8 protein-coding genes are annotated in these 9,174 nt (G+C 72.4%); 2 read left to right on the top strand and 6 right to left on the bottom strand.

Annotated features, from left to right (window positions below):
• Nucleotides 1–212: 212 nt before the first annotated feature.
• Both H3C53_03970 and H3C53_03965 read right to left on the bottom strand, forming a co-directional pair.
• Nucleotides 213–1,967, bottom strand: coding sequence for an acyl-CoA dehydrogenase family protein (locus tag H3C53_03970; GenBank protein ID MBW7915834.1), 1,755 nt, complete (start codon nucleotides 1,965–1,967; stop codon nucleotides 213–215).
• 82 nt (nucleotides 1,968–2,049) lie between these two features.
• Nucleotides 2,050–3,630: a rhomboid family intramembrane serine protease gene (locus tag H3C53_03965; GenBank protein MBW7915833.1), complete on the bottom strand. Its 1,581-nt coding sequence runs from the start codon at nucleotides 3,628–3,630 to the stop codon at nucleotides 2,050–2,052.
• Between the two features lie 129 nt (nucleotides 3,631–3,759).
• On the opposite strand from H3C53_03965, the gene plsY reads away from it, so the two are divergent.
• Nucleotides 3,760–4,374: a glycerol-3-phosphate 1-O-acyltransferase PlsY gene (gene plsY, locus H3C53_03960; GenBank protein ID MBW7915832.1), complete on the top strand. Its 615-nt coding sequence runs from the start codon at nucleotides 3,760–3,762 to the stop codon at nucleotides 4,372–4,374.
• On the opposite strand, the gene H3C53_03955 is transcribed toward plsY, so the two are convergent.
• The 4 genes from H3C53_03955 to meaB form a co-directional block, all read right to left on the bottom strand.
• A complete protein-coding gene (locus tag H3C53_03955) occupies nucleotides 4,267–5,244 on the bottom strand; it encodes a DMT family transporter (protein ID MBW7915831.1) in 978 nt (325 codons plus the stop codon). The genes plsY and H3C53_03955 overlap by 108 nt on opposite strands.
• A gap of 53 nt (nucleotides 5,245–5,297) precedes the next feature.
• Nucleotides 5,298–6,290, bottom strand: coding sequence for an Hsp33 family molecular chaperone HslO (locus tag H3C53_03950; protein ID MBW7915830.1), 993 nt, complete (start codon nucleotides 6,288–6,290; stop codon nucleotides 5,298–5,300).
• 108 nt (nucleotides 6,291–6,398) lie between these two features.
• Nucleotides 6,399–6,899, bottom strand: coding sequence for a pantetheine-phosphate adenylyltransferase (gene coaD, locus H3C53_03945; protein ID MBW7915829.1), 501 nt, complete (start codon nucleotides 6,897–6,899; stop codon nucleotides 6,399–6,401).
• Nucleotides 6,900–6,943: 44 nt separating this feature from the next.
• Nucleotides 6,944–7,822 (bottom strand): methylmalonyl Co-A mutase-associated GTPase MeaB, encoded by an 879-nt coding sequence (gene meaB / locus H3C53_03940; GenBank protein ID MBW7915828.1) that lies wholly within the window; start codon nucleotides 7,820–7,822, stop codon nucleotides 6,944–6,946.
• Nucleotides 7,823–8,011: 189 nt separating this feature from the next.
• Between meaB and H3C53_03935 the strand changes: the two genes are divergently transcribed.
• Nucleotides 8,012–9,142, top strand: coding sequence for a Gfo/Idh/MocA family oxidoreductase (locus tag H3C53_03935; protein ID MBW7915827.1), 1,131 nt, complete (start codon nucleotides 8,012–8,014; stop codon nucleotides 9,140–9,142).
• Nucleotides 9,143–9,174: the final 32 nt, after the last annotated feature.

Below are 9,174 nucleotides of genomic sequence, written 5' to 3'. Positions count from 1 at the left end.
ACCGCATGATCGCCCCACGACCGAACTGCCGCTCGATCTGCGACAACGCCGCATCGAGTGCCTTGGCGCGTTCCTTATCCACGGTCCTGCCTCCAGTCCGGCGTGAGCGGGCGCGGCCCGAGCCCACCACCTCAGATGTACCTTAAATACTAAGGCATGGGGTGGGCCGCCGCAAGCGGCTCGAGCCTAGACTCGCTAGGCACGTGACGCGATCAGCTCAGCGGGTAGCCGTCCGCCTCGTACACCGCCGCGGCCGCTCGGCGCCTCAGCTCGACGAGGTCGACGCCGTGGTCCGCGACGTAAGCCTGGAACCGCGGCAGCGCCTCCTTGCCGCGCGGTATGCGCCTGAGGGCCTCCACGCCCAGCTCGCGCGCGCGGTCCACCGCGCCGAAGGCGTAGAGGCGCGCGAGCGTCGCCGCCACCGCCCCCCTCGCCCCTGCCGCGAGCCGCTCGGCGCGAAGCAGGCCGGACTCGGCCAGGTACACGAGCCCGACCATGTCGGCCACGCGCGCCATGAGTTCCTGCTCCTTGTCGAGCGCCTGCATGTACGCCATCGCGCCCATCCCGGCCACCATCAGGGCGGCGCGCTTCAGGTTGGCGAGCGCCAGTTCGGCGTCCGCCAAGGGGCCGGTGGCGCCGTCCCCCGCCACGGGGCCCCCCAGCATCGCCTCCTGAGCCGGCCCCAGCAGGTCGAGCTCGCCGCGCATGGCGCGCTTGAGAAGCTGGTCGACGGTGAGCATGCGGTTGATCTCGTTGGTGCCCTCGAAGATCCGGTTGATGCGGCTGTTGCGGTATGGCAGCTCGACCGGGTAGTCGGCGGAGTAGCCGTAGCCGCCGTAGATCTGCACGGCCTCGTCGACGACCTGGTCGAGGATCTCGGAACCGAACACCTTGATGAACGAGTACTCGACCGCGTAGTCGTTCAGGGCCGCGAGCTGAGCGGCCGCGTCGGCGGCGCCCACGAGCGCCGCGTCCATGCTCCCGCCCAGTCGGTACACCGCGCTCTCCAGCGCGTAGGTGTCGGCCGCCATGCGACCGACCTTCTCCTGGATCAGTCCGAAAGAGGCGATGGGCGCCTTGAACTGCTGCCGCTCCTTGGCGTAGGCCTGGCTGAGTCCGATGAGTTCCTTGGCGCCGCCGGCCGCACCGACCGCCAGCTTGTAGCGCCCGATGTTGAGGATCCCGAAGGCGATGCGGTGGCCCTTCCCCACCTCGCCAAGCAGGTTGTCGCGCGGCACGCGCACGTCCTCGAGGATCACCTGGCGGGTGCTGGAGCCCTTGATGCCCATCTTGTGCTCCTCGGCCCCGAAGCCGAGTCCCGGCGTGTCACGCTCGACAAGGAAGCAACTGAACTTGTCGCCGTCCACCTGGGCGAAGACCGTGAACAGGTCGGCGAAACCCGCGTTGGAGATCCACATCTTGGTGCCGTTCAGGACCCACTCGTCACCGTCGAGGTCGGCGCGCGCCTTGGCGGCCAGCGAGTCGGAGCCCGAGCCGGGCTCCGTCAGGCAGTAGGCGGCCACCCACTCGCCGGAGGCGAGCTTCGGCAGGTAGCGCGCCTTCTGCTCCTCGGTCCCGAAGTAGACGAGCGGGAGGGTCCCGATGCCGACGTGGGCGTTGAACGTCACGTTGAAGGAACCCGAGGCCGCGATGGCCTCGGTGACCACCGACGACGCCGCCTTGCCCTGGCCGAGGCCGCCGTACGCCTCCGGCACCTCGACGCCCAGCAGCCCCATCTCGCCCGCGCGGGCCATCTTGGCACGCGACAGCTCGTAGTCGAGCGCCTCCAGCTTGGCGAAGTCGGGGACGATCTCACGCTCGACGAACGTCCTGGCGGTCTGTGCGAACATCCTGAGGTCGTCGTCGAACGCTTCGGGGATGAGGATGGTCGCGGCGTCCTGACGTTCGACCAGGAAGGCGCCGCCGGTGGGCGCCGCGACCTTCGGGGCTCCGTCTGAGTCTGTCATCGCTTGCCTCCTGGCGGTCACGGGCGCCGCCGGCGCCTGCCTCCCGACCGCCCTCTCGACTTGGACTGAGTACAACCTTACCTCACGGTAGGAGCGGGACGATGCTCGTCAGGGCGCTCACGACGGCCAGGGCCAGTAGCAGGGCGCAGAACCAACCGCTAGCCTGCGCGAACCGCGGTCCGACGCCCGCCCGCAGCCTGACCACGCCGTAGGCGAAGCCGCCGGCGAGGCCGCCCACGTGGCCCCACAATGAGACGCCCGGCACGGCGATGCTGAAGACGACGAGCAGCGCCACCCACTGCAACAGGCCCCTGAGTAGCAGGCGGTCGGCGGGGGCACGCGACAGGGCCGCCTCCGCCAGCAGGGCGCCCGCCACGCCCAAGATGCCGCCCGACGCTCCCACCAGCACGAGCGCCTGCCCCGCCTGGAACAGGGTGGTGGCCAGCGCCCCCACCGCCGTGCCGACAGTGAACGCGGCCAGCAGGTCGCCCCACCCCCGCCGCCGCTCGTACAGCCGCCCGATGTCGACGAGCACCCACAGGTTCAGGCCGATGTGCAGCACGCTGCCGTGCAGGAAGGCGTAGGTGAGGTAGCGCCACCAGGCGTCCGCGAACGGCACCCCCGGCAGGCCCTGTACGAAGGCGGCGATAACGTTGCTCGCGTAGATCCCCTGCCCCCGCACGGACAGCACGCCGACGTACCTGTCGACGAGCACCTGCGCCAGGTAGGCGGCGGCGAGCACAGCGCCGAGCGAGTAGGTGGCGAGGGGCCGCCGCGCCAGCCTGGCGGCCGGCGTGGGCGGTGCCGCGCCGAGCGCGGCCAGCCGGGCGGCGTACCGCTCCCGCGACGGACCCGACGACGCCATGTAGGCCGCGCTGAACGCGCTGACGGCGGCCGTCTTGGCCCCGCCCCGCTCGGCGGCCGTGCCGAGGATGGCGTAGAGGGTCGCGGGGGCGACCCCCGCTAGCGGCCGCTCGACGAGCGCCTTGGTGGCGGCGAGATCGCCCGCCTGCGCCGCCAGCCGCGCCTCCGACAGCACGACGGCGCGGTAGCCGAGCGGCCCCTGCTTGCCGGCCTCGAAGCGCGTCCTGAGGTTCTGCGTCTCGCGGCGCGCCTGCTCGACGTGACCGAGGGCCAGCAGAGCCTCGACCCGGGCGGCCGAGACGAGGTGCGCGTTGTCGGCGCCCCAGGCCGCCGGCGGCTGCTCGAGGTCGAGGACGCGCTGGAAGTCGCCGGTCAGGAGGTAGGCCTGCGCCAGCAGCACGGGGTCGTGCCGCGCCGTCAGCGCCAGCGCTGCCTCGCCGTCCCCGCGGTGGATGGCGGCCTGCGCCAACAACCTGCCCACCGCGTCGCGACCGCCCTTGGTGCGGTAGAGCAGACCCACCAGCGCGCGCGCCGCTCGCCACGCCCCGGCGCGGACGAGCGCCACTAGGCCTAGCGGCCCGAACACGTAGAGGGGCGTAAGCACGACCAGGACGCCCATGAGGGGCGCGGGCGCGCGCCACGCACCAGACGTGGCCATGGCGGCCACCCCCGCCGCTGCCGTCGCCAGCGAGGTCATGAGCGGGAACTCGTTGGGCAGGGGCGCGAGGCGCGTGGCCCAGCGCAGCGACGACACGCCGGCCACCGCCACGATGATCAAGAAGAGGGTCGCCGTGGTCATCGCACCGATGGTACCGCCGCGCCCGTCCCGCGGTGGCGCCGCGCCCGGTCGGCGCCCCTCAGCCGCGCTTCACGGCGACCGTTACAATCGAGGACGGCCACCGCGTTACGGTGGCTCCGGAGGCACCACTTGCTCGACGTAACGCTGGCCGCGATCACCACCGTAATCGGCTACTTCCTGGGCACCATCCCCTCCGGGTTCCTCGTCGCCAAGCTCTACGGCGTGAACATCCAGCAGGTCGGCTCCGGCAACATCGGCGCCACCAACGTCCTGCGCGCCGTCGGGGTGCTGCCCGCGGTGATCGTCATCGTCCTCGACCCGCTCAAGGGGGCGCTGGCCGCGCTGCTGCCGGCTCTTCTGGGCCTCGGCCCCTGGGTGGTGGCGTTGGCGGGCCTGGCGGCGGTGGCCGGCAACGACTTCAACGTGCTCCTGCGCATGAAGGGCGGCAAGGGGATCGCCACCAGCATCGGCGTCTTCCTCGTCGTCGACCCGCTGGTGGCCGCCGTGTCCGTGACGCTCGGGGTGTTCACCATCCTGGTCAGCCGTCACGTCTCGCTCGGCTCCCTGGTGGGCATGGTCGCGCTGCCACTCTTCGTGCTGGTGCGCGCCGGCGACAACCTCTTCCCTCACCTGGTCCTAGCCGCCTCGCTGACGGCCCTCGCCATCTACCGTCACCGCGACAACATCCGCCGACTGCTCGCCGGCGAGGAGCGCCGGCTCGGTGAGCGGCTCGCGCGATCCTGATCTCTGCCTGCCCTTGCCCAGGTTCACCATCACGATGCCGCCTATGGCGACGGAACCCCCCACCACAGTGACGAACGCCGGCACCTCGCCGAGCAGCAGCCAGGACGACAGCAGGCCGAAGACCGGCACCAGGTAGAGGAACGCCGTCACCACCGTCACCTTCGCGCGCGACAGGGCGAAGGCGTAGATGGTGTAGGCGACGGCCGACGGGAACACCCCGATGTACGCCGTCGCGGCCAGCGCCTGCCAAGACGCCCCCGCCACGCCCGCGCCGAGCCCCGGCGCGAACGCCAGCAGCGGCAGGGTGCCGGCCCACGTGGCGAAGGCGGCGACCTCGATAGGCTTGTAGCGAGCGAACAGAGGCTTCTGCAGGACCGTGTAGAAGGAGGCCGCCACCGCCGCCAGGACCACGAGCCACGCCCAGGCGTTGAACGACACGCCCGAGGCGGAATCGCCGACCACCACGAGCACGACGCCGAGGAACGACACCACGGAGCCCGCCCAGCCCAGCGGCGCCAGTCGCTCCCCCGTCATGAGCACGGCCAGCAGCGCCGTGATGGCCGGCGCCGTGGCGATGATCAGGCTCGCCGCCCCGGCGCTCACACGGAGTTCGCCGTAGTTGAGCGCCAGGTGGTACACGGTGTAGCCGAGCACCCCCACGAGGAGGAAGTAGGGCCCGTCGGCCCGGCGCGGCGCGAGCCTGCCCCTGAAGGCGACGAGGAGCGGCAGGAACGCCGCGGAGGCCACGAGGTGACGCAGTAGCGTCAGGTGCGGGGCGCTCAGGCCGGTCAGGCCCAGCTTGATCATCGGGTACGCGCTGCCCCAGAGCATCATCTGGAAGAGCAGCAGGGCGATCATTCCGGCCCTCATACGGACGCCTCCCGGGTCACCCCCGTCTGGATCGGGCGGTCGGCCCGCTCGAATCAGTTCGGCAGCTCGACCCTGCGCCCGCAGGAGCAGATCTCGAGATCGCGGACCATGCGCGTCTGCCCCTCGCGGTACCAGAGCGTGCCGCAGTCGGGACAGCGTACCTCGGCCCCGCCGAGCCCCAGGATGGCGGCCGGCTCGAGCCAGCGCTTCTCACCACACCAGTGGCACACGACCTCCGCCCCGCCGTCCTCGTCGACCATGGCCCGGCGCTCGGCCGGGGTGAAGTAGGCGAGCGCCTCCAGGGCCTTCTCGTCGCTGCAGCGGCAGGCGAACCTGACGGGTAGGGCGGGGTCGGTGAGGAGCTCGAAGTCGACGCCCCGCATCAGCTCGCCCCTCACGAGTTCGCTCAGCGGCGCGCGGCCCATGGCGGTCGTCAACTGCCCGAGCGCCCGCACGTTCGACTCCAGCAGCGGCAGCACGTCGTCGCCGACGCCGGGTAGCGCCTGGAGCACGACGCCGCCCGCCCGCGCGACCCGGCCACCCGCTCCGTAGTACACGCCCAGGAGCACGGCCGAGGCGATCTGCTCCGAGCGGGCCAGGTAGGTGGCGATGTCCTCCGCCACCTCGCCGCTCACCAGGTCGCTCGAGCTGCCGTACGGATCGCCGTAGGGCGCGTGGGAGCGGATAACGGAGATCTCGCCCGCGCTGCCGACGGCGCCGCCCACGTCCAGCTTGCCGTCCGCTCGCAGGGGCAGGTCGGCGCGCGGGTTGCTGACGTAACCCCGCACCGTGCCGTCCAGGCCGGCGTCGGCGATCACGCCGCCGAGCGGCCCATCGCCTCGTAACCTGAGCGTCACGCGGTCGCGGTGCTCCTTCAGCAGGACGTGCGACAGGAGCAACGCCCCGGTCAGCGTCCGCCCGAGCGCCGCCCCGGCGGTGGGGGTCGTGCCGTGCTTCAGGGTGGCTTCACGGACCAGCTCGGTGGTGTCGGCCGCCACCACGCGGACCCCGCCGTCGGCGCCGACGCCACGGATCAGGTAGGACATCTGAGGTTCCTCTCGGTCGCGCGGACCGGCTCGCCGCCCCACGCGCGTGCCTGGCGGCACGCTCACGAGTATATGGGTCCGCTCGCCGCCGGGCGCGTTCCGACGCTGCTAATGGCCCCGGCCGGGAGGTTGCGACTGCAGCTTCTCGTTCAGCCGCCTGAGCGTCGCGCGCGGCACGAGCTTGGCGACGTCGGCGCCGTAGCGCGCGATCTCCTTGACGCGCGTGCTGGAGACGTACGACCAGCGGGTAGCGGTCATGATGAAAGTGGTCTCCGCGTTGGGGTTCAGTTGCCGGTTCAGGTGCGCCATCTGCAGCTCGTACTCGAAATCGCTTATGGCGCGCAGGCCCTTGACGATCACGGTCGCCCCGACGCGCCGCGTGTAGTCGGCGAGGAGGCCATCGAACGAGTCCACCCCGACCCCGGCGATCCCCTCGACCACCTCGCGGATGATGTCGACGCGCTCGGAGGTGGTGAACAGCCCCGACTCCTTGGCGGGGTTGTGCAGCACCGCCACCGTCAGCCGATCGTATATGCGCGCGGCGCGGCGGATGATGTCGACGTGACCGTTGTGAAGCGGATCGAAGCTGCCCGGGTAGACGGCATGCACCATGGTGAGCCCAGTGTAGCCGCCCCGCGGCCGCGGGGCAGGCCTCACCCCCGTCCGGCGCCGCTCAGGCGGGCGAGGAGCGCGTCGACCACCTCGCCGGGGCTCGCCCGGCCGCTCAGGACCGCGTCGACCGCCTCCGTCTCGCGCTCGGCCAAGGCCCGCCGCAATCGCTCGCCCAAGACGGCGGCGACCTCGGCGCGGACCCGCCGCCGGCGCGCCCCGTCGATGTGGCCGCTTCGCCCCAGGAAGTCGCGGTGGGCGTCGAGGCGCTCGAGGAGTTCTTCCACCCCCTCGCCCCTGGACGCCACGGTGCCCACGATGGGCGGCTCCCAGCCGCTCGACCGCCCACCGAGCTCGAGGGCCGCCCGGATCTCGCGTCGCAGGCGGTCGGCGCCTGGGTGGTCGTACTTGTTGATGCAGAAGACGTCGGCGATCTCCATGATCCCTGCCTTGAACGCCTGCACCCCGTCGCCCTGGCCCGGCGTGAGCACGACGACGGTGGTGTCGGCGGCCTGCACGACGTCCACCTCCGACTGCCCGACGCCGACCGTCTCGACGAAGATCGCGTCGAAGCCCGCCGCGTCCAGGAGGGCGACCACCTGCAGCGTGGCGGCCGCCAGGCCCCCCAGTTGCCCGCGGGTGGCCATCGAGCGGATGAAGACGCCCTCGTCCGAATGCCACCTGGTCATGCGGATCCGGTCGCCCAGGATGGCGCCCCCGCTGAAGGGGGACGTCGGGTCGATGGCCACCACCCCGACGCGGCGACCCCGCGCCCGCGCGGCGGCGATGAGGCCGTCGGTCAAGGTGCTCTTGCCGGCGCCGGGGGAGCCGGTGATGCCCACCACCGCCGCCCGGCCGGTGCGGTCGCGGACGCTCGTGAGGAGGGCCTGCCCCTCGGGGGCCCCAGCCTCGATGAGCGTCATGGCCCGAGCGAGCGCGCGCTCGCTGCCCCCCAGCAACCGTTCCCTCAGCGACTCCACCCCGCGAGGCTAACCCACGACGCGACCGGCCACGGGTCGGGTACGGTGGTGTACGGGCCGGGCACCTCCGGAGTGGCCCGGTGCGAAGGGAGCTGACTGGTGAGCCACGCGAGAGCACCGTTGCGCCTCGGCATGGTCGGTGGCGGCCAGGGCGCCTTCATCGGCGCCGTCCACCGCATGGCGGCGCGCCTCGACGAGAGCTTCGAGCTGGTGGCGGGGGCGCTGTCGAGCACCCCGGAGCGGTCGCGCGCCAGCGGCGCCGCGCTCGGGTTGGAGCGGGTCTACGGCACCTGGGAGGAGATGCTCGCAGGCGAGAGCGCGCTGCCGCCCGAGCGCCGCATCCACGCCGTCAGCATCGTCACCCCCAACCACATGCACCACCCGGTGGCGCTCGCGTTCGTCCGGGCCGGCTTCGCAGTGGTGTGCGACAAGCCGATGACCGTCACCACCCTGCAGGCGCGCGAGCTGGAGGCGGCGGTGGCGGCCAGCGGTGTCGTCTTCGCCGTCACCTACAACTACACGGGCTACCCGCTGGTCAAGGAGGCGCGCCGCCTGGTGGCGGACGGCGTCCTGGGCGACCTGCGCAAGGTCGTGCTCGAGTACCACCAGGGTTGGCTTGCCACCAGGCTGGAGGCGGACGGCAACAAGCAGGCCGCGTGGCGCGCCGACCCCGCCGCTGCCGGCCTCGGCGGCGCCGTGGCCGACATCGGCAGCCACGCCGAGAACCTCGCCGCCACCGTCACCGGGCTGCGGGTGACCGAGCTGTGCGGCGACCTGACGCCGCTCGTGCCCGGCAGGCAGCTCGACGACGACTGCAACCTGCTCCTCCGCTTCGAGGGCGGCGTCAAGGGGGTGCTGGTGGCGTCGCAGGTGGCCGTGGGCGCCGAGAACGACCTGCGGATCACGGTGAGCGGCAGCCGCGGCACCCTGAGGTGGCGTCAGGAGGAGCCGAACCGGCTCGAGCTGGCCCTACTGGAGGCCCCCCTTCAGGTGTACACGCGGGCGGGCGGGCCGTACCTCGGCAGCGCGGCCGTGGCCGCCGCGCGCATCCCGTCGGGTCACCCGGAGGGGTTCATCGAGGCGTTCGCCAACGTGTACCGGAACGCGGCGCGCGACATCAGGTTGCGGGCCGGCGAGGCGCTGCTGGAGGGCGAGCCGGCACCGGACTACCCGGGCGTGAGCGCGGGCGCTCGCGGGGTGGCCTTCGTGGAGGCCGCGGTGCGCTCGCAGGCCCTCGGGTCCGTCTGGACCGAGGTGGGTTGACGCGGCGGACGGCCGGGTTCCCTAGGCGCGCC

This window comes from Trueperaceae bacterium (genome assembly GCA_019454765.1).
Classification (GTDB): Bacteria; Deinococcota; Deinococci; order Deinococcales; family Trueperaceae; genus JAAYYF01.
This window is presented reverse-complemented; position numbering and strand designations above follow the sequence as displayed.

Excerpts from the sequence above, each read along its gene's own strand:
- H3C53_03970 (MBW7915834.1), bottom strand. The coding sequence starts at position 1,967 with ATGACAGACTCAGACGGAGCCCCGAAGGTCGCGGCGCCCACCGGCGGC.
- H3C53_03965 (MBW7915833.1), bottom strand. The coding sequence starts at position 3,630 with ATGACCACGGCGACCCTCTTCTTGATCATCGTGGCGGTGGCCGGCGTG.
- H3C53_03955 (MBW7915831.1), bottom strand. The coding sequence starts at position 5,244 with ATGAGGGCCGGAATGATCGCCCTGCTGCTCTTCCAGATGATGCTCTGG.
- H3C53_03950 (MBW7915830.1), bottom strand. The coding sequence starts at position 6,290 with ATGTCCTACCTGATCCGTGGCGTCGGCGCCGACGGCGGGGTCCGCGTG.
- meaB (MBW7915828.1), bottom strand. The coding sequence starts at position 7,822 with ATGACGCTCATCGAGGCTGGGGCCCCCGAGGGGCAGGCCCTCCTCACG.
- H3C53_03935 (MBW7915827.1), top strand. The coding sequence starts at position 8,012 with ATGGTCGGTGGCGGCCAGGGCGCCTTCATCGGCGCCGTCCACCGCATG.